Annotated in this window: 23 protein-coding genes; 13 read left to right on the top strand and 10 right to left on the bottom strand. The window is 65.3% G+C overall.

Features of this window, described 5'->3' with window-relative positions:
* Positions 1-822, top strand: coding sequence for an indole-3-glycerol phosphate synthase TrpC (trpC, locus tag A7X65_RS05445; protein ID WP_063683262.1), 822 nt, complete (start codon positions 1-3; stop codon positions 820-822).
* 1 nt (position 823) lies between these two features.
* Positions 824-1351 carry a cyclic pyranopterin monophosphate synthase MoaC gene (moaC, locus tag A7X65_RS05440; RefSeq protein WP_063683261.1) on the top strand — a complete coding sequence of 176 codons (528 nt, stop codon included), beginning with the start codon at positions 824-826 and terminating at the stop codon, positions 1349-1351.
* 100 nt (positions 1352-1451) lie between these two features.
* Here moaC and A7X65_RS05435 read toward each other — a convergent pair whose 3' ends face one another.
* Complete coding sequence (locus A7X65_RS05435) at positions 1452-1616, bottom strand: Flp family type IVb pilin (protein ID WP_026311877.1); 165 nt, start codon at positions 1614-1616, stop codon at positions 1452-1454.
* A gap of 316 nt (positions 1617-1932) precedes the next feature.
* Here A7X65_RS05435 and A7X65_RS05430 point away from each other — a divergent pair, with 316 nt between their 5' ends.
* Positions 1933-4650, top strand: a complete 2718-nt coding sequence (locus tag A7X65_RS05430; RefSeq protein ID WP_063683260.1) for a bifunctional diguanylate cyclase/phosphodiesterase — start codon at positions 1933-1935, stop codon at positions 4648-4650.
* On the opposite strand, the gene A7X65_RS05425 is transcribed toward A7X65_RS05430, so the two are convergent.
* From A7X65_RS05425 to A7X65_RS05390, 8 genes are all read right to left on the bottom strand, one after another.
* Positions 4647-5258 (bottom strand): RNA polymerase sigma factor, encoded by a 612-nt coding sequence (locus tag A7X65_RS05425; RefSeq protein ID WP_063684813.1) that lies wholly within the window; start codon positions 5256-5258, stop codon positions 4647-4649. The two genes, A7X65_RS05430 and A7X65_RS05425, sit on opposite strands and share 4 nt — an antisense overlap.
* Before the next feature lie 353 nt (positions 5259-5611).
* A complete protein-coding gene (locus A7X65_RS41485) occupies positions 5612-6016 on the bottom strand; it encodes a hypothetical protein (protein WP_156527649.1) in 405 nt (134 codons plus the stop codon).
* Between the two features lie 238 nt (positions 6017-6254).
* The gene (locus tag A7X65_RS05415; RefSeq protein ID WP_082884834.1) at positions 6255-7043 is read right to left on the bottom strand and encodes a cytochrome c3 family protein; all 789 of its coding nucleotides are present in this window, start codon (positions 7041-7043) and stop codon (positions 6255-6257) included.
* Complete coding sequence (locus A7X65_RS42495; protein ID WP_063683258.1) at positions 7031-7738, bottom strand: hypothetical protein; 708 nt, start codon at positions 7736-7738, stop codon at positions 7031-7033. Before A7X65_RS42495 ends, A7X65_RS05415 begins: the two co-directional genes overlap by 13 nt.
* A gap of 1 nt (position 7739) precedes the next feature.
* Positions 7740-9713, bottom strand: coding sequence for an FAD-binding oxidoreductase (locus A7X65_RS05405; RefSeq protein ID WP_063683257.1), 1974 nt, complete (start codon positions 9711-9713; stop codon positions 7740-7742).
* A 21-nt stretch (positions 9714-9734) separates the two neighbouring features.
* Positions 9735-10592: a Spy/CpxP family protein refolding chaperone gene (locus tag A7X65_RS05400; RefSeq protein ID WP_082884833.1), complete on the bottom strand. Its 858-nt coding sequence runs from the start codon at positions 10590-10592 to the stop codon at positions 9735-9737.
* Positions 10570-10983 carry a DUF1622 domain-containing protein gene (locus A7X65_RS05395; RefSeq protein WP_082884832.1) on the bottom strand — a complete coding sequence of 138 codons (414 nt, stop codon included), beginning with the start codon at positions 10981-10983 and terminating at the stop codon, positions 10570-10572. The genes A7X65_RS05400 and A7X65_RS05395 overlap by 23 nt, the downstream gene beginning before the upstream one ends.
* Positions 10980-12200, bottom strand: coding sequence for an OpgC domain-containing protein (locus A7X65_RS05390; RefSeq protein WP_063684810.1), 1221 nt, complete (start codon positions 12198-12200; stop codon positions 10980-10982). Before A7X65_RS05390 ends, A7X65_RS05395 begins: the two co-directional genes overlap by 4 nt.
* A gap of 475 nt (positions 12201-12675) precedes the next feature.
* On the opposite strand from A7X65_RS05390, the gene A7X65_RS05385 reads away from it, so the two are divergent.
* Together A7X65_RS05385 and A7X65_RS05380 are read left to right on the top strand one after the other, a co-directional pair.
* Positions 12676-12930, top strand: a complete 255-nt coding sequence (locus A7X65_RS05385) for a hypothetical protein (RefSeq protein ID WP_063683255.1) — start codon at positions 12676-12678, stop codon at positions 12928-12930.
* 375 nt (positions 12931-13305) lie between these two features.
* On the top strand, positions 13306-14061 hold the full coding sequence (locus A7X65_RS05380) for an SDR family oxidoreductase (protein WP_063683254.1): 756 nt from the start codon (positions 13306-13308) through the stop codon (positions 14059-14061).
* A 71-nt stretch (positions 14062-14132) separates the two neighbouring features.
* Here the strand turns inward: A7X65_RS05380 and A7X65_RS05375 are convergent, their stop codons facing one another.
* A complete protein-coding gene (locus A7X65_RS05375) occupies positions 14133-15470 on the bottom strand; it encodes a S41 family peptidase (protein WP_063683253.1) in 1338 nt (445 codons plus the stop codon).
* Between the two features lie 292 nt (positions 15471-15762).
* On the opposite strand from A7X65_RS05375, the gene A7X65_RS05370 reads away from it, so the two are divergent.
* From A7X65_RS05370 to A7X65_RS05335, 8 genes are all read left to right on the top strand, one after another.
* Positions 15763-16896, top strand: coding sequence for an alpha-hydroxy acid oxidase (locus A7X65_RS05370; protein ID WP_063683252.1), 1134 nt, complete (start codon positions 15763-15765; stop codon positions 16894-16896).
* A gap of 10 nt (positions 16897-16906) precedes the next feature.
* Complete coding sequence (locus A7X65_RS05365; RefSeq protein WP_063683251.1) at positions 16907-17533, top strand: HAD family hydrolase; 627 nt, start codon at positions 16907-16909, stop codon at positions 17531-17533.
* Positions 17534-17682: 149 nt separating this feature from the next.
* On the top strand, positions 17683-17877 hold the full coding sequence (locus A7X65_RS05360; protein WP_063683250.1) for a hypothetical protein: 195 nt from the start codon (positions 17683-17685) through the stop codon (positions 17875-17877).
* Between the two features lie 229 nt (positions 17878-18106).
* A complete protein-coding gene (locus tag A7X65_RS05355) occupies positions 18107-19318 on the top strand; it encodes a molybdopterin molybdotransferase MoeA (protein ID WP_063683249.1) in 1212 nt (403 codons plus the stop codon).
* A gap of 176 nt (positions 19319-19494) precedes the next feature.
* The gene (lexA, locus tag A7X65_RS05350) at positions 19495-20196 is read left to right on the top strand and encodes a transcriptional repressor LexA (protein ID WP_063684809.1); all 702 of its coding nucleotides are present in this window, start codon (positions 19495-19497) and stop codon (positions 20194-20196) included.
* Positions 20197-20439: 243 nt separating this feature from the next.
* Positions 20440-20643, top strand: a complete 204-nt coding sequence (locus A7X65_RS05345) for a hypothetical protein (protein ID WP_063683248.1) — start codon at positions 20440-20442, stop codon at positions 20641-20643.
* Positions 20644-20835: 192 nt separating this feature from the next.
* Complete coding sequence (locus A7X65_RS05340; protein WP_063683247.1) at positions 20836-21267, top strand: hypothetical protein; 432 nt, start codon at positions 20836-20838, stop codon at positions 21265-21267.
* 221 nt (positions 21268-21488) lie between these two features.
* Entirely contained in the window at positions 21489-22427 is a 939-nt protein-coding gene (locus A7X65_RS05335) for a GAF domain-containing protein (protein WP_063683246.1), read from the top strand.
* The last annotated feature ends 6 nt before the right edge of the window (positions 22428-22433 follow it).

Genomic DNA, 22433 nt, shown 5'->3' with positions numbered 1-22433 from the left:
ATGTCGGACATCCTGACCAAGATCGAGGCCTACAAGCGCGAGGAGATCGCCGCCGCCAAGCGCGCGCAGCCGCTGTCGGCGGTCGAGGCCAAGGCCAAGGCGCAAGCCGCTCCGCGCGGCTTCGTGCGCGCGATCAGGGCGAAGCACGCCAATGGCGACTACGCGCTTATCGCCGAGGTCAAGAAGGCCTCGCCCTCGAAGGGACTGATCCGCGCCGATTTCGATCCGCCGCTTCTCGCCAAGGCCTATGAGGCCGGCGGCGCCGCCTGTCTGTCGGTGCTGACGGACACGCCCTCGTTCCAGGGCCATCTCGACTTCATGGTGGCCGCGCGTGCGGCGACCTCGTTGCCTGTCCTGCGCAAGGATTTCATGTTCGACACCTATCAGGTGGCGGAAGCGCGCGCGCACGGTGCCGACTGCATCCTGATCATCATGGCCGCGCTCGACGATGCCACCGCCAAAGACCTTGAGGACGCCGCGATCGGCTATGGCATGGACGTGCTGATCGAGATCCATGACCGCGCCGAGCTCGACCGGGCTTTGAGGCTGCGTTCGCCGATGATCGGCGTCAACAACCGCAATCTGCGCACGTTCGAGACCACGCTGGCGACCAGCGAGACGCTGGCGCCGCTGATCCCTGCGGACCGGCTGATGGTCGGCGAAAGCGGCATCTTCACGCCCGCCGACCTCGCCCGGCTCGAGCGCGTCGGCATGTCGACCTTCCTGGTCGGCGAGAGCCTGATGCGGCAGGCCGACGTCACGGCGGCCACGCGCACGCTGCTCGCGCGCGAGGGCGGAACGCGCGCCACGGGCACGCGCTGACATGGCGCGCAAGCCTGCGAAGACCAAACCGACCAAGGCCAAATCGACCAAGCCCGGCCCTGCCCTCACCCATATCGGTGCCTCCGGCGAGGCGCGGATGGTGGACGTCTCGGCCAAGCCCGCGACCGAGCGGCTCGCGGTCGCGGAAGGCCGCGTCCTCATGACGAAGGCGACGCTCGACCTGATCGTGTCCGGCAACGCCAAGAAGGGCGACGTGCTCGGCACCGCGCGCATCGCCGGCATCATGGCGGCCAAGCGCACTTCCGAGCTGATCCCGCTCTGTCATCCGCTGGCGCTGTCGAAGGTCACCGTCGACATCGAGCCGGATGCGAAACTGCCGGGCTGCCTCGTGCGCGCCAGCGTCAAGGTCACCGGCCCGACCGGCGTCGAGATGGAGGCGCTCACGGCCGTGTCGGTCGCCTGCCTCACCATCTACGACATGATCAAGGCGGTCGAGCGCGGCGTGCGTATCGAGGGCATCCATCTTGTCGAAAAGCTCGGCGGCAAGTCCGGCCATTACCGCGCCTAGAATTCCGTTCCGATCGCATCGGAACGGAACTCTCGTTTTGTTTTGACGCGTTTTCTTGACGCGAACCGGTACCCACTTCGCTCGAAAACGCTTTGCTCCGCTACTTCAGTGACGTGCTGATCGAGCCGAACTTCAGCTTCAGCGTCGAGCCGAGGTTGTTGACCACGGCGATGATGGCGAGCGCGATGCCGGCGGCGATCAGGCCGTATTCAATCGCGGTCGCGCCGGATTCGTCGGCAATGAAGTTCTTCAAAACGGTTTTCATGATCAACTCCTCACTGTGTCGTCGGCAGGCATGTTCGCAAATCGCGTGCCATTGCCCGACGTGAGGATCGCCAGCACCTTAGATGGTTAAGCCTTGGTTGATCCTCGCGCGACCGGCAGAAACTGACCGGCATCGCGCGACGCTTCGGCAATTCCTGCACGTCCCGCATCGCGCGCATCGATCGCATTTGCGTGTGGGTATTCATGTCGCGTTAACTGCGCTTCCTAACTCCGCCTCCACATCGTTCCCGTAAACCAACGGATGTTTTGAGGATCCAGAATTGATCCTGGCGTGTGCAGGGCAATGATTGCGTGTGATGACGAGATTTGGCAGCCGTCTGTTTGACCAAGCCTTCGTACGCAGCGGACCGATCCGCTGGCTGGTGGTCGGCGGCACGCTGCTGATCGCCGCGATCGCGGTCGGTGCGACGCTGATGGCGCAGAACTTCCGCGAACGCGCGCTGCGCAATTCCGGCCGCGAGCTGGAAAACACCGTGCTGATGCTCGCGCATCATTTCGACCAGCAACTGCAGGACTTCGCGGTCATCCAGAAGGACTTCGTCGACCACGTCCGCGGCATCGGCGTCGCCGGCGCGGATGAGTATCGCAAGCGCCTTTCCGGCCAGGACATCCACCGCATGCTGCGCTCGAAGATCGAGGCGCTGCCCTACATGGGCGGCGTCAACATCATCGATTCCGACGGCAACGTGATCAATTCGTCGACGGCATGGCCGGCGCCCAAGATCAACGTGTCCGATCGCGCCTATTTCCGTACCTTCAAGTACGATCCCTATTCGCCCGATGTCCTGATCGAACCGCTGCACAGCCGCATCTCCGGCGCCTGGACCATCCTCATCGTGCGCAAGATCATCGGCCCGAACGGCGAGTTCATGGGCGTGGTCGGTCGCGGCATCGAGCCCGCCAATTTCGAGAAGTTCTTCGAGTCTGTCGTGCTCGGCGAAGGTGCGACGATCTCGATGCTGCACCGGGACGGCACGCTGCTCGCCCGTTATCCCCATTCCAGCGAGCTGATGGGGCAGAATTTTAAGACCGGCCCGTTCGAGCACCAGCGCGTCTTCGGGCTCGATCACTTCGCCGGTCGCTTCATGAGTCCGGTCGACGGCGAAGACCGCCTGATCGCCTCGCACGCCCTGCCCCACTTCCCGATCCTGATGATGGCCACCACGACACGCGCGGCGGCCCTGACGGACTGGCGCGAGCAGATCGGCATCCTGATCTCGGTCGCCGCCTCGTCCGCGCTCGCCATCGCCGGCGTCCTGATCGCGATCGTGCGCAAGCTGCTGGAGCAGCACCGCCTCTCGCGCGAGCGGCTGACGCTGGAAAAGCAACGGCTCGACCGCGCCGTCAACAACATGACCCAGGGTTTGCTGCTGTTCGACGCGGACCGGCGGATGGTGGTGTGCAACCAGCGCTACATCGACATGTACGGCCTGTCGACCGCCGTGGTGAAGCCCGGCTGCAGCTTCCACGACATCATCGCCCATCGCAAGACGACCGGCTCGTTCACCGGCGACATCGATCAGTATGTCGAACGCGTGCTGCGCGACATTCACGTGCGCAATTCCATGGTGGTCGACACCGCCGACGGCCGCTCGATCCACATCCTCAACGAACCGCTCGCGGACGGCGGCTGGGTGGCGACGCACGAGGACATCACCGAGCGCCGGCGCATCGAGGAGCGCATCACGCACCTCGCCCATTACGACGCGCTGACCGACCTGCCCAACCGCGCCATGTTCCACGAGCATCTGCGCCAGGAGCTGGCGGTGATCGCCAACGGCGAAGAAGTTGCGGTCCACTACATCGACATCGACGAGTTCAAGGGCGTCAACGACGCGCTCGGCCATCTCGTCGGCGACGAGCTCCTGAAAGCATTGGCAACGAGCCTCAGCCGCTGCGCCGGTCCGACCGATTTCGTGGCGCGGCTCGGCGGCGACGAGTTCGCCATCGTGCAGAGCGCGGTGACGTCGCCGGACCAGGTCAACGATCTCGTCGCCCGGGTCTTCCAGGCCATCCGCACGCCCATCGACTGCATGGGCCATCATCTCACCAGCGACGCCAGCATCGGCATCGCGCTGGCGCCGGGACACGGCACGGCGCTGGACCAGATCCTGAAGAACGCGGACCTGGCGATGTATGCCGCCAAATCCGCAGGACGCCGGACCTATCGCTTCTTCGAGCCGGAGATGGACGCCAAGGTCCGCGAACGGCGGCAGCTCGAGATCGACCTGCGCCACGCCATCGCCCATGGCGGCCTCGAGGTCTACTACCAGCCCTGCCTCGCGCTGAAGGACGACCGCATCACCGGCTGCGAGGCGCTGGTGCGCTGGCGCCATCCCGAACGCGGCATGGTCTCACCCGCCGAGTTCATCCCGATCGCCGAGGACACCGGTCTGATCAACGAGATCGGCGAATGGGTGCTGGCGACCGCCTGCCGGGATGCCGCGACCTGGCCCGACGACATCCGCCTCGCCGTCAACGTCTCGCCGGTGCAGTTCAAGAGCGGCACGCTGGCGCTCAAGATCATGGCCGCGCTCGCCGCGTCGAATCTGCCGGCGAGCCGGCTCGAGCTCGAGATCACCGAGGCGGTGCTGATCCGCGACGACGACACCGCGCTTGCGATCCTGCACCAGCTCCGCGCCATCGGCGTGCGCATTGCGCTCGACGATTTCGGCACCGGTTATTCCTCGCTGAGCTACCTGCACCGCTTCCCGTTCGACAAGATCAAGATCGACCGCTGCTTCGTCGACGACATCGCCGGCCCCGACGGCTCCGCCAGCATCGTGCAGGCCGTCGTCAACCTCGCGGCCGCCCGCCGCATGACCACCACGGCCGAGGGCGTCGAGACCGAGGAGCAGCAGCGCCTGCTGCGCACGCTCGGCTGCTCCGAGATGCAGGGCTATCTGTTCAGTGCCGCCAAGCCCGCCGACAAGATGCTGGAGCTGTTCGCGCTGCATCGCAGCCGGCTCGCCCAGCGCAGCGGCAGCGAGGGCCGCCGGCGCGAGGCCGGCTAGGACGGACCTCGGGTGTCGGCGCAGCGACATTCCCAGAAGCTCTCCTCCAGACATACGACACAGGTCTGCTCGAGACGTTCCTTCAGAGCGTGCCGCGCACGGTGAAGCCGAACCGTGAGGTTGTTCACGGTCACGCCCAGATCGACGGCAACCAGCTCCCGCTGTTCACCGGCGAGATCGATCCGCCTGATGACTTCGGCATGCTCCGGCTTGAGCAGGGACAGATGGGCGTGAAGACACTCGCAGACCGCGGCATTCGCCGCGGCGTCCTGGTCGGCCGCGAGGCGATCGTTGAGCTCATGCGGGAACGGCATCTCCCGCGTCCTGCTTCTCGATGCCTGGCGATGGAAGTCGGCGATGGTCGTCGCCAGGACCCGGCTCAGCCAGCCTCGCACCAGGTCTGCGTCGCGAATGTCGCCTGACCGCTCGAGCGCACGCAACATGAATGCCTGCAGCACCTCCTCCGCTTCCGCCTTGCCGCCAAAGCGTCGTTGCAGGTAGGCGCGCAGACGATCGTAGCTGCCGATGAGGGCGGCGCGAACGATCGCCTCCTGCCCTTCCTCGGAGCCGGCTGCTCGCACCGGAAGATTCGCGTTTGGCGACTTCATGACGCATCGTCCTTGCATGACATTCAGTAGATCGCTTCGCGGAAGCGGAAACGCGACGGCACGGCTGCCATCCGCGAGGACGACGGCCTTCCGAACGGGTGGGCGCGAGAGATCGCCGCGATGGCAGCGCTCGCGCGACAACCTCGCCTTCCGCAAACCGGTGATCGCTTTCTCGGCGTTGGTCCGCTCATCGCACGGCGCGCGCGAGCAACACCGAGACCGGCGTGCTCACTCCGCTGTGCGCGATATCCTGGCGCGCGTCGGCGTCATCCGCGTCGGGCCAGCGCCCTTCGCAGACGAGCCGGTCGGCGCTCGAACCTGGAGCGACGCAGTCCGGTTTTCGGTCGGCTATCTCAGGTGATGGGGGGACGGTAGTGACGGCGGAAGGTGCCCTCGTCGCCGATCACGCCAGGCTGCGCCTCGCAGCGCGAGCGCGGCACGGCGTGCTCCGCGATGACGGGAGCTTGCGGCCACACGGCGCTGAAGCAAAGCACCGAGCCGCAACAGGTCGCATGCCGGTCACCGGGCCGGTCCTGATCATCGTCGCAATCCCCGGCCATCGCATGCGAATGCACCGGCGACCCGGGATCATCATCGTGCTCGTGCGCATCCATGGACCGATCGGCCCGATGGTCGCACTGCATAGCTGCGTCGAGGGAGATCGAGATCGCGAGAGACGGCGTCATCGACGCGAGCAGGTAAGCGATGGCGACAAGCCATCCCCACCATTTTCGTCTTGGCTTTCGCAAGCCAATCATCCCTGCACCCACTGTCTCGAACCGTGAACATATAGCTCTGGTTGCAGGGACGGCCAATAGAAAACGACGCACGCGGCACCGGTATTGCAGGACGGCGATGAGAGGCGCGCGACATGCGGGCATGAAAGGCTCGGCACGAGCATCCCGCGTCGCGATGCGGCACGGAAGTAGTCTCCGTTTTTTTTCGTCGAGCCCTGCGTAATATATTGCACCCAACTGCGTCGCACGGTCGCGCTGGTCAATGATGTCTCATCCAGCCGACGCCCTTGATGTCGTTGAACGAGTCGGTTCTGTGGCACAGGAAGCATTGATCGACCGACGCATGCTCCTGCCCGGCGATCATGCGGTCCATCATCAGGAAGTGCCCCATGTAGTGGCTCGGCGGCGCCTGATGGCATTGAGCACAGTCCCGCGACGTCGGCGAGGGATGCAGGAAGCCCGCGATTTTCCAGGACGTCAGCCCGTGACACTCCGCGCAGTCCCGCCCGAACAATTCGCGGTGCGGCTCCTGGTTGCTGTGGCAGTTGGCGCAGTCGAGCGCCGTCCTTTCTCGCTGCTCTGATCCCGGCAGGCCGAGAAACTCCTTCAGATCCGCTGTCAGTTGATCGGCCGCGGCCCGGCCGAACAGCCTCCCGCCGGAGGGCGGCATCGTAACTTGCAGCAGCGACGCGTGGTTCATCCTGATCGGCCGCCGCTCGCCCGCATGCTCGCGATGGCAGCCTGAGCATTCAGCGCCCGCCACGGCATGAAACGCCGTCGACGGCTTGGCGAGATCGGCAGCGGAAGGCGCGTGACAGGCGATGCAGGCGGCCCCCGCGACCCCTTTGACGGGCGCATGGCAGCTCTCGCATTGGTCGGACAGAAACGCATGCTTCGCCGAGAGCGGTCCGGGACTGACGAACCTCGTCCATCCCGAGATGATTCCAGAGCCGCCCCGATACAAAGCGATCGACGCGACGGCAGCACCTCCCAAGGCCAGCGTCGCAGCCACGACGTAGAGCAGGCCTCTGATCGTCACGCGAGCCACCGCAGCCCGTAATAGACCTCGGCCGCCACGTGCACGGCAAGCAGCGAATACATAACGATCGCGGCGAGGACGTGCAGCCCGATCCGTTGCATGAAGATCTTCTTGACTGCCTCACTCGAGCCGATCGCCGCTTCGACGTCGGAGATGCCGTCAACGAGCTGCAACAGCGGCACGGTCTGCACGGCGGAGGCCCGCATCGCCGCACCGTCATGCGCGGCACGCTCGGGCGACGATAGCGACGCTGCAACATGCTCGTAGGCTGACCTCAAGGTCGCCAGATGCGCCTGCTGCTGCCGGAGCTCCGTCGCGGTCTGCGGCAGGTAGTAGCGTCCGACCAATCCGGTGACGACGACGATCAGCATGCTGGCCACCAGAGCGATCCCAAGCGGGCTCTGAAACTTGTGCCCGGTGTGCAGAAGGCCGAGGAAAGCCGCGACGATGCCGGCATAGGCGTGAAATGCCAGCAGCGCCGGCATCGACACGCATCGCGTGACCATGGCCTTCAGCACCGCGCTGTATTTGGTCAGGGGATAGACGAGAAGCAGAACCATCAACGCAGCCGCACCGGCCCCGAGCACAAAGCCGGCCAGGCTTCCTGCAAACCTGCCGTCGGCGTGGAGCAGGAACGCCGGCACCAGCAGCAACAGGCTTGCCAAAACGAGGTCGGCAATCAGGCGCTCTCTCGCGTTCACCATGTCAGGCCTCGACGACCAGATCGCCGACGGATCTCGCCTGGCAGGCCAGGATGAGACCATTCGTCCTTTCGTCCGCGGTCAGGGCATCCTGGACTTCCATCGTGACGTTTCCCTGCAGCAGATGCGTCTTGCAGACCCCGCAGACCCCGACCCTGCAGGAATAGTCGATCGATACCCCCGCCGCCTCCGCCACCTCTAGGACGCTCTTGTCCGGAGGCAGCGCCGCCACCTTGCCGGACCGCGCAAAACGAACCTTGGCCGTCGCAGGACCGATTGCCGCCGCACCTCGACCGTCCGCTCCGCTGTCCGGCATGTGCACGTCGCCGACGCTCCGGACGGGAGGCGGAGCAGCTCCGCGGGCCGGCCCGAAGGCCTCCGTCTTGATCTGCTCGCGCGGCACACCGAGGCCGACCAGCGTCTTCCGGAGCGCCTCCATCATTCCGGGCGGACCGCACAAATGAACGCGACGTCCGGCCAGATCAGGCACGGCCTGCGTCAGGAATTCGGCCGTGATCTGGCCCTCGCTTCCCATCCACGAGGTGCCTGCGGTCCGCACCATCGTGGCCGCGACATGCAGATTGCTCATCCTGCGCTGCAGATATTCCAACTCGTCGCGGAAGATGAATTGCTCGGTCGTCTGCGCGCCATAGACGAGGTAGATCTGGCCAGGCCATGCGATATCCGAGAGATACCGGATCGCCGCCATCAGCGGCGTGATGCCAACGCCGCCGCCAATCAGGACGACATTGTCGGCTTCCGCGCCGGTGAACGTGAACGCGCCGGAGGGGCCCGCGACCTCGATGAGGTCTCCCTGCTTCAGGTGACCATGCATGTAGTCGGACAGAAGCCCGCCATCCTCACGCTTGATCGTGGTCTCGACGTAGGCGGTTTGCGCCGCGGACGACACGATCGTGTAGGAGCGCCTGACCGTCTGCCCGTCGATCTCGATGGCGTAGGTCAGGAACTGTCCGGGCAGGAACGCAAACGGAATCGCCCCGCCGCCCGGCGCCTGCAAGCGGAAGGTCTTCACGTTCGGCGTCTCCTGGTAGATCGCGCAGATCCTCAATGGCCCCTTCCATGAGCGGACCGGCTCGTCCCGCCCGATCGGGGGAGCCGAGAATGTCGCCTCGGCCTGGCGGGCTGGTGCGCCGGTAACTGGTGCGGACACGAGGGGCGCGGCGGCGGCCGGAGCAACCGCGGCCCGCGTCAGCCGCTCGACCAGTGCATTCGCCCGGCGCATCCGCGCGACGTAGACGGCAAGCATCGCCAGCGAGAACAGCACAAGCAGCGCCATGGTGGTGACGTGAAACCAGGACACTCCCGGCGCGCTGTCATCCCCATCCGCCGTGTCTCGCCGAGGCGGAAGATTCATTTGCGATCTGAACCAGGCCTGGGCGATCTGCCGCGGCGGCTTGCCCTCGTGCAGCGAACGCAGCGCACTCACGCCGCTCTGGACTGCATTCAGGGAGTCGCGCAGCCGCCGCGACGCCTGATCCGCAGCCGCGATATCGTCGCCCGCGATCGCATGCCGCAGGTCCATTTCAGCCCCCGCAAGGCGATCGGCTTCCGCGCTGATCCGCTGGCGCGCCTGGGCCTCCAGCCTGCTCCGCTGATCGACGGAGAGCGCCGGCATGTCCATCAATGCCGGATAGAACTCCTTGCGCGGGCGGCCCATCATGCCGCCCATTCCACCCATCATTCCGGACGTGTCACCGCCGGGCTGCATGCCGGCGCCTGCACCGGCAGGTCCCTCCGGCCGTGACGCCGCATCTGCGGCGGAGCCGGACGCTGCGGGATGATGCGCGGCATGATCGCCCTCCGCCTGCGCCAGCTCCCAGCGCGGGAGAGACGGTCCCGCCGCAGCCGTTACGCCGTGGCCGCGATCCGATGCGGACCCGGCATGGGCCGCAAGCTGGCTCGCCAGGACACCAGCCACAAGCAGGCCCCGGCGACGCCGAAGAGGCAGAGCGAACATGATCCCGCCCTCGCCTCCCGGTCAGAATGACGCGATCAGCGGCAGCAGGATCGTATCCGCGGTCTGCCTCTGGCTCTCGCTCAATGACGCATAGAGCCGCGTGAAGGCAAGTCGCGCGGCTTTGAGAGCCTCCAGACGCTCGGACAAGTGCCGCTCGTAATGTTCCAGGCGGTCGGCGCTGCCCAGCCTGTCATCCATTGCGAGCATCTTTCGCGCTTCCAGCAGATGCTGCCGGCTCGAACGCAAGGCGTTCGCGACATTGTTCCAGTCGGTCGCCTGCCCGTCACTGATCTGCAGCTCCGCTTTCAGAAAGGCGATGCGCCCCTCGAGCCGCTCGGTCACGTCCGCCGGGCCGCTCATCGCACCGTTGTTGCCGGGCGAACTCATCTGGCCCCGCATCATCTTCTCCATCATCTGCATCATCGGCATCATGCCGGAATTGTCCTGGCAGCCGGCGCCCTGGCAGTCCCGCATCTGGCCTTGCGGCGGCATCTGCATCTTGTCGTCGTTCATCCGGCCGCCACTCATGTTCGGCTGCCCCGCCGGTTGGCCCATGTTCATCTTGGCGCTCGAATCCGGGGCAGCAGGCATCTTCGACATCTTGTCGTCGTCCATCATCGCGATCTGCCCAAGACCGGCGGCGGTTGCGGAAGACAGCCCGACCGCCCCCGGGACGAGGACGGCGAGGACGGCAAAGGCGGCTGCGTTCGCGAAGACATTTCTCGGACGGTTCATGGTCTTTCTCCAGTCGGTGTTTGGGATGGTGATCGGCCTGTCGCGGTCGGCGACGAGCGCAGCGGCGGGTGGGTCAGGCCATATAGACGCAACGCGCCCGCAACTCTTACGCGCGCCGCCGTCAAAGGCTGCAGCGTCCTGCATCGCTCATCTCCTTGTCGTGCCTGCGCCACGGCCATCGTCCCTCGATCTCGATCTGGAGCGAGAAGCTCAGGAACGTGCGGATCACGATGATCAGCGCGAGGATGCCGAGCCGGTCGAACGACGGTACGATCGCGACCATCCCGATGATGTCGGCGGCGATCAGGAATTCGAGGCCAAGCAGGATGCCGCGCCCGAGAGTGGCGCGATAGGACCGGAACGCATCGGCAGGATTCCCGCGCCGCATCTCGTTCATCGACCGGATCGCTGCAGCAAGCACGCCGCCGACGATGACCACCACGCCGAGCAGCTCGATAGTCGAGGCGGTCCAGTGCAGGCCATGCAGGATGAGGCCCCGGATCTCGTCGGTGAAAATCAACCCCGACGTCATCATCCGCCCGCCTCCCCCGTCAGGCGGCTCCTGTCGACGTCCCTGGACCACGTTCGGTAGTAGGCCACGATCGTCATGATCCAGAGGCCCGCGGCACCGACCAGCATCTGTGCCCACAAGCCTTCCGATCCGGATTCGAGCGCGAAATGGGCGACGAACGACAGAAAGAGACCAACGCAGAACACCGACAGCGATTGCTGACCGCATCTGATCAGAGGCTGGAGCAATCTTGACGACAGACCGGGCCAGTCCGCTGGAACGAGCGAGACGACGATGAGCATCAGGCTCGCCAGATGGACGATGCGATACGGACCCAGATTGGTCTTGTCGTTCGGAATGAAGATCGCTGCGAGGTCCTCGGGAATGTAGTCCCGCAGCGCCGGAATTCGTTCCGCCAGCGTCATCCCGAACGCAAAGATCAGAAAACCGCAGCTGAGAACAAGGAGCGTGCGCGACGACAGCAGCCAGCGGCTCGCCGCCGCTCCTCCTAAGGCCAGCCAGGCCCCGAGCACGAACAGCAACTGCCAGGCGAACGGATTGAAATACCAGACCCCAGCCGGATAGGACGGCAGGTTAACGCCGTAATTGCGGGCGGCCAGATAGAGACCGAGCGAGCCGATCATCACGGCATTGCGCCATCGCAGCATCAGCCAGAGCACGACGGGAAACGCGGCCATCAGCACGATGTAGAGCGGCAGAACGTCGAGATTGAGCGGCTTGAACTTGAGGATCAGCCCCTGGAAGAGCGTCTCGACGGGAAAGTTCATCAATGGCGCGACGTTGAACTGATCCATCAGGTGCAGATCGTCAAAACCGTGCGCGATGTAGTGCACGGCCGTGAGATAGACCAGGAACAGCAGCAGGTGAGCGACATAGAGCTGCCACACCCGCCGCAACAGCCGGGTTGCGCCGATCACGAAGCCGCGCTCCATCATCATCGAGCCGAACACGAACGTCGCGGTGTATCCGGAGATCAGCACGAACAGATCGGCGCCATCGCTGAAGCCGTAGTTTCGCGTCGTGAACCAGGCGAGCGCCGAATCCGGAATGTGCCCGAGAAAGATCAGCCAGTTCGCCAGACCGCGGAACAGATCCAGGCGCAGATCGCGCCGCGGCTTGACCAGCACCGACCTGATCGTGATCGTGTCCCACAACCGGCGGCGCAGGAAAAACACCGCTCGCAAGGGCCGAGCAGGCGCGTGGATCGTCTCGTCAGTCAACGGCTCGTTCTCCATCTCGGCGGCCGACCCCTTTCGGATCGCGATCATGTCGCCGCTCGTTCGCGCCGGCACGCTAGGTTGCGTCATTGATGCCGGTTTGACGGACATCAAATTGGATCGACGCACCAGCCAAATCTTTTTGTGGTTCAATCGCGTAATGAATCGACGCGTCCGTCGTCACCGGCCGGAAGTGTCATCGGCCACGACATCTCGCAGCCGCTCGCGACATGACCGCCAGGCCTCGCCAGCGCCCCGCAATCCTGCGCAATGCGCCGGAATTTTTTTCTGTAAGAAGATCGACGTTTCTCGTCGCCTGCGGCAACGCGACGATCCACGCAGCGATACACGCGGGCGCGCGCGTCGACATTTGATCTTGCTCAACTTACACCATCGCGCTCCGGGTTTGGTTGCAGCTCGATCGAGCCACCGGGACTTGATTGACACCAACTCGACGAGATCAACAGGAGAAACCAAAATGAAGCACCGCAAGCTGATCGTCGCCGCCGCGATCATGTCGTTCGTTGCGCTGCCTGCGATGGCGCAGACGACCACGACCGATGAAAAGAACGGCCACCACTACAATGGCGGACCGAAGACCGAAGTCCCGCACCACATGGGCAAGAAGGAGAGCGACGGCGGATCGACCAGCGGGTCCGGCGGCAGCCACCATTACAATGGCGGACCGAAGACCGAGGTCCCGCACCACATGGGTCCGAAGAAGCAGCAATGATGATCTCACGGTGATCCCGCAGCTCGCGAAGCTGCGGGATCACCGTCTTCCAGGCCGGCTCGCGGCGGACAGTCCCCCGCTTCGGACTTGACGATGGCGGCCGGCCAACGTATTTGCACGATTGCAGCCGCCGCAAGGGCGCTGCCGTAGGCGTTACCGTCATCCAACGCGTCCTTTGTCGAGAGGATCCCAGCAGGGAATTCTCGATTCACGAGACGCCACGGTCATGCCATCACTCCTCCTGTCAGCGGATGCTTCCCCCGACAAGACGCTTCAACCGGCGCGCACGCGCCGCGCTGCCGGCTGTCCTGTCCTCTGGCGCGCCATGAAGGATCTACGTGGTTGCCGTGGCCTTCTTCAATCGAAAGGCAACACATGAAGATGACTGGCAACACGATCCTCGTCACCGGCGGCACCAGCGGCATAGGCCGCGCGCTGGCTGAGGCTTTCCACGACCGCGGCAACCGCATCATCGTCACCGGCAGACGGCAGGCCCTGCTCGACCAGATCGCGGCCGGGCGGCCTAGCCTGACCGGACTGCAACTCGACCTCGACGATCCCGCAAGCTTGGCGCACGCATCGGCCGAAATGCGCACACGCTTCCCCGAGCTGAACGTGCTGATCGCGAACGCGGGCATCTCGCGGCCGGAAGACCTGATGGCAGAGAGCTGGGATGCGTCGGACGCGGAAGCGATCGTCAACACCAACATTCTGGGCGTGCTCCGCGCGACCGCGGCGTTCCTGCCGATCCTGACGCGGCAACCGGGCGCGACGATCATCGCAACGAGCTCGAACCTCGCCTTCGTACCGCGTGCCGACTTCCCGACCTACTGCGCCAGCAAGGCGTTCCTGCACTCCTGGCTGCAGTCGCTGCGGCATCAGCTCCGCAAGGTCCCGATCGAGGTGCTGGAGCTCGCGCCGCCCTATGTGCAGACCGAGCTCACCGGAACGCAGCAGGCCAGCGACGCGCGCGCCATGCCGCTGTCCGCCTACATCGCGGAGGTCATGCAATTGCTGGAGTTGCGGGTTCATCCCCGCGACGAGGTGCTGGTCGAACGCGATCGCGCCCGCCGCTGGGCCGAGCGCGAGGGCCGCTACGAGGCGACCTTTGCCGCGATGAATCCGAGCTGAGCCAGTCCCCCAAACGAAAACGCCCGGAAGCGGCTGTCCGCTCCCGGGCGATATCTGAACGCTGGAAGATTCTAGTTCGGCACCGTGGCCTTCGCCGCGGGCTTGGCGGCGACGGCGTTCGCGGTCTGGCCGTGCAGGAAGTCATAGGCCGCGTGCAGGGCCTTGTCGTCCTTCTCTTCCGGCGGGACGTAGGATTGCGATCCGGTCTGCTCGGTGCCGTCGGCGGCCTGGAGATGGCCGCGCATCTGCGACTCCGCCATGGTGTCCATCCGGCCCTTCAGCTCCGGCGGGACGTCCTGGAGGATCTCGATGTCGGGCGCGATGCCCTGGGCCTGGATCGAGCGGCCCGACGGCGTGTAGTAGCGCGCCGTGGTCAGCGCCAGCGCGCCATTGCCGGTGCCGAGCGGGATGATGGTCTGCACCGAGCCCTTGCCGAACGAGCGCGTGCCGATGATCGTCGCACGCTTGTGGTCATGCAGCGCGCCGGCGACGATCTCGGAGGCCGAGGCCGAGCCGCCGTTGACCAGGATCACCAGCGGCTTGCCCTTGGTGAGGTCGCCGCCATGCGCGGTGAAACGCTGGGTCTCTTCCGGATTCCGGCCGCGGGTCGAGACGACCTCGCCGCGCTGAAGGAAGGCGCTCGACACCGACACGGCCTGGTCGAGCAGACCACCCGGATTGTTGCGCAGGTCCATCACGTAGCCGACCAGCTTCTCCTGCGGCACCTGCTTGGAGATCGCGGCGATCGCCTTCTTCAGGCCGTCGGTGGTCTGCTCGTTGAACGAGGTAACGCGGATATAGCCGATGTCGCCGTTCTCGACATGGAAGCGCACCGGGCGGACATGGATGATCTCGCGCTTGATCGCAACGTCGAGCGGCGCATCGGCGCCCTTGCGCACGATGGTGAGCTTGGTCTGGGTATCGACCGGGCCCTTCATCTTGTTGACAGCCTGCTCGAGCGTCATGCCCTGCACGGCCTCGCCGTCGATCTTGCTGATGAGGTCGCCGGACATGATGCCGGCCTTGGACGCCGGCGTCTCGTCGATCGGGGAGACGACCTTGACGAGGCCATCCTCCATCGTGACCTCGATGCCGAGACCGCCGAACTCGCCGGAGGTGGTCTCCTGCATCTCGGTCCAGGCCTTGTCGTTCATGTAGCGCGAATGCGGATCGAGCGACGTCACCATGCCAGTGATCGCGCCTTCGATCAGCTTGGCATTGTCGGGCCTCTCGACATAGCTCGCCTTCACCCGCTCGAACACCTCACCGAACAGGTTGAGCCTGGAATAGGCATCGTCCGCGCCTGCCGCCGCCCTCGCCGCCCATAGTCCGCCCTGCGGACCGGATACCAGAAGGGTCAGACACACTCCGGTGAGCGCGCCCAGGGGGAACAGCAGGGATTTCCGCATGTAGTCTGACCTTTTCGCTTGGGGCTTTGGGGCGCCATGCAAATGGCGATCCAGCCCGGTTCTCACAATACCATTCAGGTTTCTTCAAGGCCGGCCCGCAACGCAGGCGCGGTACCTGCAAAAATCCCTTCGTCCTGGCCTAAACTTTTGGCAACGTTCCGACACCGTCACGTACCAAGGGCCGGAATCGCCTGCCGGCCCGTGCTTCGCAGCTATGCGATTTTAGGATGGTTTTGGAGAGGCGGACGGGTTAGGCGATGACACAAGGCTTCAAATTCTCGGGAGGACAACAATGAACGAAGCGCCCCGCATCCGGCCGGAACGGAACGTCGAACTCGGTGCCAGCAGCGAGCCGTTCCAGAATCTGCACGAATTCATCCGGAAGGCGCGCGCCAACCTCAACCAGAATGCCTGGGACTATATCGTCGGTGCCGCCGAGACCGAGACCACGATGCGCCGCAACCGCATGGCGCTGGACGAGATCGCCTTCCGCCCCCGCGTGCTGCGCGACGTCCGCAAGGTCGAGGGCTCGGTCGAGCAGTTCGGCCGCAAGATGCGCCTGCCGGTGGTGCTGGCCCCGGTCGGCGCGCTCGAGATCTTCGACCCGGACGGCGCGGCGAGCGTGGCACGCGCCTGCGGCACCTTCGGTGCGGCCCACATGCTGAGCTCGGTGTCCGAGCCCGGCCTCGAGAAGACCGCCGAGGCCGCCCCCGACGCGCTGCGCCTCTATCAGCTCTATGTGCGCGGCGACGACGCCTTCGTCGCCGATGTCGTCAGCCGCAGCGAGAAGAACGCCTATGCCGCCTTCTGCCTGACCGTGGACACCGCCCATTACAGCCGTCGCGAACGTGACATCGCCAAGCGCTACGTTCGTGAAAGCCGCCTGCGCGCCACCGGCGGCGACTACCAGAAGGGCCTGGAGTGGCGGACGGTCAAGATGATCAAGGACAAGTTCAAGATCCCGCTGATCCTCAAGGGTATCGCCACCGCCGAGGATGCGCAGATCGCGGTCGATCACGGCGTCGAGTGGATCTACGTTTCCAACCACGGCGGCCGCCAGCTCGACCACGGCCGCGGCGCCATGCATGTCTTGCCTGAAATCGTCGATGCCGTGAAAGGCCGCGCCAAGATCATGGTCGACGGCGGCATCTGCCGCGGCACCGACATCGTCAAGGCGATCGCGGCCGGCGCCGACCTCGTCGGCATCGGCCGGCTGCAATGCTGGGCACTGGCGGCGGCGGGCGAAGCCGGCGTCCAGCGGATGCTGGAGCTGCTCGAGGACGAGGTGCTGCGCTGCCTCGGCCTTCTCGGCGCCACCTCGTTCGCCGAGGTCAACAAATCCTGCCTGCATCCGGCCACCGCAACGAACGCGCCGAGCGTGTTCAGCGCGTTCCCGCTGTTCGACCACGACCCGTACCGGTACTGAAAGGACCCAGGTGACCTCGCTCTCTCCCGGCAGCGCCGATGCGCTTCTGTTCGATCTCGGGCGCGTCGTGCTCGACATCGATTTCTCCAAGGCGATCGCCTGCTGGGCGGGACATGCCGGCTGCAAGCCCGAAGCCATCGTCGCGCGCTATGTGCGCGACAGCGAGGCCTACCGGCTGCACGAGGTCGGCAAGATCAGCGACGAGGACTATTTCGCTTCGCTGCGGGCCTCGCTGGGAATTGCCATCTCGGATGCGCAGTTCCTGGAAGGCTGGAACGCGATCTTCGCCGGCGAGATGCCCGATATCGCCGAGCTGTTGCCGCGCGCGGCCAGGCAGATGCCGCTCTACGCCTTCTCCAACACCAACCGGCCGCATGTGGACCATTTCTCGAAGGAATATGCCGGCCTGCTCGGCCATTTCCGCGAGCTGTACCTGTCGTCCAGCATCGGCCTGCGCAAACCCGATGCGGCGGCCTTCGACCATGTCGTGGCGGCGATGGGCGTGCCGGCCAGCCGCATCGTGTTCTTCGACGACCTTGCCGAGAACGTCGAGGGGGCACGGGCGCGGGGGCTGACCGCGGTGCACGTGACCTCGCCTCGCGACGTCGGCGATGCCCTGAAGAAACTGGGGATTTGACCGGGATCTGATCGCGGTTCCCGGAACCCATTTTTGCCCAAGCTGAGGAACCAAACCACTTTGTGCATTTTTGTACAAAGTTCCGGGAACGGAATCCCCTGTTCCGGACTCTAGAGTCCGTTGGGAATTCTACATCGGACGTAACTGACGTGTTGGGCAAAACCTACCTTACCAAGCAGGCCTCTCTGCTGATGAAGTTCGCCAGAACCACTTCGGATTCTGAGCTGTCCGCCAAGCTGATCAGCAAGGCCGCCGACCTGAAATCCCAGGCCGACCCGCTGCCCGACAAGGATCAGGGCCCCGCGGCCCCCGACGTCAGTCCGAGCGGATCGGCAGGGAGTTGACCGATGCTGGCCGTGGCGCTCGTCATTCTCGTGCTTGCCATGGCCATCCTCGTACCGGTTTGCCTCGCCTTCCGGATCATGCCGCGAAGGACCTGACATCCATCTTCCATGACAAACCAGGCGGCGCAGGATGAATCATCCTGCGCCGCGGTGTTTTGCCTCTGCGCCCCCACTCGGCTAGAACTCTCGCCGCCGATTTGCCGAACGTGCTCTGCAGGAGTTCTCACCCGTGGCCCTGATGCCGGTATCCGACGCGCTTGCCGCCGTGCTCGCCGGCGCGGAGCCCCAGCCTGAGGAAATGGTCGTCCTCGATCAAGCCTTCCACCGCGTGCTCGCACGCGACGTCGCGGCGCGGCGCACGCAGCCGCCGGAGGCGATGTCGGCGATGGATGGCTACGCGGTGCGGGCTTCAGACGCGGCGACAGTCGATTCCCAGCTGACGGTCATCGGCGAGGTCGCCGCCGGGCGCCCCTTCGCAGGATCGGTCGGCACCGGCGAGGCCGTGCGGATCTTCACCGGCGGCGTCGTGCCCGCCGGAGCGGATGCCGTCGTGATCCAGGAGGACACGGTCGCGGACGGCAAGCGCATCACGATCAAGGAAGCAGCGCTTCCCGGACGGCACATCCGGCGGGCCGGCGTCGACTTTGCCGAGGGCGATGTGCTGCTGCGCAAGGGAACCAGGCTCACCGACCGTGACCTGGCGCTTGCCGCCGCGATGAACCATCCGCAGCTCCCCGTCCGCCGGCGCCCGAAGGTCGCGATCCTCGCCACCGGCGACGAGCTGGTCATGCCGGGCTCAGCGCCTGGCCCCGGCCAGATCGTCTATTCCAACGGTTACGCCCTGCACGCGCTGGCCCGCCAGGAGGGCGCGGATACCATCGATCTCGGCGTTGCCGCCGACACGCTGGACGCCACCACATCAGGCATCCGCCGCGCCCGCGAGAGCGGCGCCGACATCCTGATCACGACCGGCGGCGCCTCGGTCGGCGACCACGACCTGGTGCAGCAGGCGCTCAAGGCCGAGGGCATCGCGATGTCGTTCTGGAAGATCGCGATGCGGCCCGGCAAGCCGATGATGCACGGCCGCATCGACGCGATGCGCGTCATCGGCCTGCCCGGCAATCCCGTGTCGTCCTACGTCTGCGCTTTCCTGTTCATGGTGCCATTGATTCGCGCGTTGTCGGGGCGTTCGGTGATTCACCATCGGCGCGAACGTGCCGTGCTCGGCCGCGACGTCGGCGCAAACGATGTCCGCGAGGACTATCTCCGCGCGCGCCTGGAACTGCGCGACGACGGCACGCCGATCGTGCTTCCCGTCAATCATCAGGATTCCTCGCTGCTTGCGAATCTCGCTGCGGCACAGGCACTTCTCGTGCGCGCGCCGTTCGCGCCCAAGGCCGAAGCCGGCACGCCTTGCGAGGTGCTGCTGCTGCCGGTCTGAGCGCCGTCAGCCCACGTGTTCCGCGAAGTTTGCCGCGTTCACGGTAAATTAAGCAGTTGCGGAACATGTATCGAACATATAGTGTCCGTTCATGATTTGTTTCGAGCATGTAGCGGCTTATAGCTGAATTCAGCGTCTCGGAATCGAACGACATCAACCGGGGGATTTTGGTCGAGATGTTAACGCGCAAACAATACGAGCTCCTGCGATTCATCAGTGAGCGATTGAAGGAAAGCGGCGTGCCGCCCTCCTTCGACGAGATGAAGGACGCGCTCGATCTGCGCTCGAAGTCGGGCATCCATCGCCTGATCACCGCGCTCGAGGAGCGCGGCTTCATTCGGCGCCTGCCCAACCGCGCGCGCGCCATCGAAGTGATCAAGCTGCCCGAGCTGCAGGCCGCCGCCGGCAACCGCCGCGGCTTCACGCCGAGCGTCATCGAAGGCAATCTCGGCAAGGTGCGCACGACATCCAGCCCGGCCGCCGACGAAGGTGAACGTCCGGTCGCCGTGCCGGTCATGGGCCGCATCGCGGCCGGCACGCCGATCGAGGCGTTGCAGACCCGCAGCCACACCATCAGCGTCCCGCCCGACATGCTCGGCTCGGGCGAGCACTACGCGCTCGAAGTGCGCGGCGATTCCATGGTGGAGGCCGGCATCCTCGACGGCGACATGGCGCTGATCCAGCGCAACGAGAGCGCCGACACCGGCGACATCGTGGTCGCGCTGATCGACGATGAGGAAGCCACCCTGAAGCGCTTCCGCCGCCGCGGCGCCTCGATCGCGCTCGAGCCCGCCAACGCCGCCTACGAGGTCCGCATCCTCCCGCCGAACCGCGTGAAGATCCAGGGCAAGCTGATCGGCCTTTACCGGAAGTACTGAGCAGTATCCGGACAAGCGCACAGCGGTTGTCCGGAAAGTGATGCTCAGCCAAAGGCGAGCGCATCCGGGCGTCGCCGGTTGGCGACGCGCCTCAACGATTGGAGCGGATCATTGTCCGCTCCGGCTGGATAGTCTTTCTCGTTCTGCACAGATTATCCGGCCACCTCTCCAGCGCTACATCCTCGGCACACCGCGCGGAGCACGCATCGCTCCGCAAGGTCTTTCAGAAGTCGAGGAGACAACATGCGCAAGATCGTCCTGAGCATCGTCACGATGGCGCTGATCACGGCATCAGCGTCGCAAGCCGTTGCTGCACCGTCGCATCGTGTCCGCAAGACGGCGCCGGCGACAGCGAGCGAGCAAGTCCGCAACGCCCGTGCTGCGCTTGCACAGCCATCGCAATCCGCCTGGCAATACTCCGGCTGGTCGGCGCCGGCAGGACACTGACACACGCTGCCGGAATGCACGGGAACGGACTTTGTTCCCAATGAAAGCGGGAAAGATATTGTGATGGCGGCCCGCGGATCCAAGCCGCAGATTTGCCTACAACCAAGCAGACGCTTGCGGGCTTCCACTCTGATAGAGGCCTGCGCCTCGATGAGAGGCGCGGGTTGCTATCTTCGAATGAGGAGCACCCCGATGTGTGACTACAGCCTGCACGCCGTTGCGACGCGTCCCGCGGAAGTCGGCGAGACCATCGTCACGACAACATTCCGCGGCACCTCGACGCGCGGCTTCGCTTCCGAAGCCGACATGTCCGTCGCCGTATGTCTGCTGCCGGGAACGGAGCTCGCCTTCGCCGACAACGTCCGTTACGACAATCGCTGGATCTGGACCCGCACCATCAACTCCCGGGTCGGCAAGTTCGGCAAGATCGATCCGAACATTCCGGACCGCCATCACGACGCGATTGAATTCCCCGACGGCAAGTACGTGCTGGTGACGCAGCTCGTCGAGGGGCAGCGCGCAACAGTGCTGCAATTGCCGGTCACCCAGCCACTTGGCGAACGTGAACAGAAGCCGCAGACCATTGCCGACAGGCCGACGATCACACGTCTGCCGATCGGCTGAATGGACTGCCCCGGCCGTAGGTCGGGGCCCGATTGAAATCGCCATCGCCGGCCGTGGCCGGCGACGTGGTGTCGTTTGCGTCGTCCGCAATGAGTCCGCCGGGATCACCCGCAGCTTCCCTCCGTCGCACGAAGTTTGCGCGCTCCTGCCTGAATTTTGAACGTCCGTTCCGTGAGCAAATGGCCGATGCTGCCAGAAGCTCGAGGCGGCGGACACGTTCGATGAAGACCTTCATTCGCGTCGTTGAACTCTGGGTGCCCGACCGGACGCGCACGCGGCTGGCTTTCGGCGGCGGCCTCTATGGCGAAGGGCTCTCCGCGTTCAGGGCCGTGAGCGAGGAGCTGAGCTTCGGCTTCGACGAGGGTCTTCCCGGCAAGGCCTGGGCCTGCGGCCATCCGGTGATCCTCACCAAATTCGCCAATTCCTATTTCAGGCGGACGGACCAGGCGCTCGCGGCCGGCCTCACCTGCGGCGTCGCGGTGCCGGTGTTCGCAGGCGAATTCCTGCAAGCGGTCATGGTGCTGTTCTGCGGCGACGACGAGGCCCATGTCGGCGCGGTCGAGCTCTGGCACAACGACCCCGATACCTCTCACGAGATGGGGCTCGTGGACGGCTACTATGGCACCGCCGACATGTTCGAATTCAACTCCCGCCACACCCGGTTTCCGCGCGGCTTCGGCCTGCCCGGACGCACCTGGAAGGCCGGCCTGCCGCTGATCATCAAGGACCTGCACAACGCCAGGAGCTTCCTGCGCTGGGAAGACGCCGCCGAGGTCGGGATCAATCTCGGCGTCGGTGTCCCCTATCCGACCGGTCTCCAGACCTGGGTGCTGACCTTCCTCTCCGCGCAGGCCACCCCGATCGCGCGGCGCTTCGAGATCTGGGTGCCGAACGAGGCCCGCTCGGCGCTGGTCTTTGCTGCCGGCGACTGCAGTGCTCAGACCGACCTCGCCGCGCTCTATGCGACCAAATCCATTGCCAAAGGCGACGGGAGCATCGGGGGCGCCTGGGCCACCGGCATGCCAGCGCTCAACGATGATCTCGCGCATGACACTTCGATCGCCGCGGCCGAGGCTCGCTCAGCCGGCCTCGGCCAGATGGTGGCCCTGCCGGTGATCGGAAGCACCGGGCTCGACGCCGTGCTGGCCTGGTACCTCTAGGCGATC

Origin of the sequence: Bradyrhizobium stylosanthis, assembly GCF_001641335.1 — a bacterium.
In the GTDB taxonomy this organism is placed as follows: Bacteria; Pseudomonadota; Alphaproteobacteria; order Rhizobiales; family Xanthobacteraceae; genus Bradyrhizobium; species Bradyrhizobium stylosanthis.
The sequence above is the reverse complement of the archived record's forward strand: the minus strand, read 5'-3'. Positions and strand labels throughout refer to the sequence as shown.

What these genes read in the sequence shown, in the direction of transcription:
- A7X65_RS05345 (WP_063683248.1), top strand. Translation starts at nt 20,440, where the DNA reads ATGCGCAAGATCGTCCTGAGCATCGTCACGATGGCGCTGATCACGGCA.
- A7X65_RS05340 (WP_063683247.1), top strand. Translation starts at nt 20,836, where the DNA reads ATGTGTGACTACAGCCTGCACGCCGTTGCGACGCGTCCCGCGGAAGTC.
- A7X65_RS05400 (WP_082884833.1), bottom strand. Translation starts at nt 10,592, where the DNA reads ATGCAGGACGCTGCAGCCTTTGACGGCGGCGCGCGTAAGAGTTGCGGG.
- A7X65_RS05385 (WP_063683255.1), top strand. Translation starts at nt 12,676, where the DNA reads ATGAAGCACCGCAAGCTGATCGTCGCCGCCGCGATCATGTCGTTCGTT.
- A7X65_RS05380 (WP_063683254.1), top strand. Translation starts at nt 13,306, where the DNA reads ATGAAGATGACTGGCAACACGATCCTCGTCACCGGCGGCACCAGCGGC.
- A7X65_RS05395 (WP_082884832.1), bottom strand. Translation starts at nt 10,983, where the DNA reads ATGATGACGTCGGGGTTGATTTTCACCGACGAGATCCGGGGCCTCATC.
- A7X65_RS05435 (WP_026311877.1), bottom strand. Translation starts at nt 1,616, where the DNA reads ATGAAAACCGTTTTGAAGAACTTCATTGCCGACGAATCCGGCGCGACC.
- A7X65_RS05430 (WP_063683260.1), top strand. Translation starts at nt 1,933, where the DNA reads ATGACGAGATTTGGCAGCCGTCTGTTTGACCAAGCCTTCGTACGCAGC.
- A7X65_RS05370 (WP_063683252.1), top strand. Translation starts at nt 15,763, where the DNA reads ATGAACGAAGCGCCCCGCATCCGGCCGGAACGGAACGTCGAACTCGGT.
- A7X65_RS05405 (WP_063683257.1), bottom strand. Translation starts at nt 9,713, where the DNA reads ATGTTCGCTCTGCCTCTTCGGCGTCGCCGGGGCCTGCTTGTGGCTGGT.
- A7X65_RS05335 (WP_063683246.1), top strand. Translation starts at nt 21,489, where the DNA reads ATGAAGACCTTCATTCGCGTCGTTGAACTCTGGGTGCCCGACCGGACG.
- trpC (WP_063683262.1), top strand. Translation starts at nt 1, where the DNA reads ATGTCGGACATCCTGACCAAGATCGAGGCCTACAAGCGCGAGGAGATC.
- moaC (WP_063683261.1), top strand. Translation starts at nt 824, where the DNA reads ATGGCGCGCAAGCCTGCGAAGACCAAACCGACCAAGGCCAAATCGACC.
- A7X65_RS41485 (WP_156527649.1), bottom strand. Translation starts at nt 6,016, where the DNA reads ATGATTGGCTTGCGAAAGCCAAGACGAAAATGGTGGGGATGGCTTGTC.
- A7X65_RS05425 (WP_063684813.1), bottom strand. Translation starts at nt 5,258, where the DNA reads ATGAAGTCGCCAAACGCGAATCTTCCGGTGCGAGCAGCCGGCTCCGAG.
- lexA (WP_063684809.1), top strand. Translation starts at nt 19,495, where the DNA reads ATGTTAACGCGCAAACAATACGAGCTCCTGCGATTCATCAGTGAGCGA.
- A7X65_RS42495 (WP_063683258.1), bottom strand. Translation starts at nt 7,738, where the DNA reads ATGGTGAACGCGAGAGAGCGCCTGATTGCCGACCTCGTTTTGGCAAGC.
- A7X65_RS05375 (WP_063683253.1), bottom strand. Translation starts at nt 15,470, where the DNA reads ATGCGGAAATCCCTGCTGTTCCCCCTGGGCGCGCTCACCGGAGTGTGT.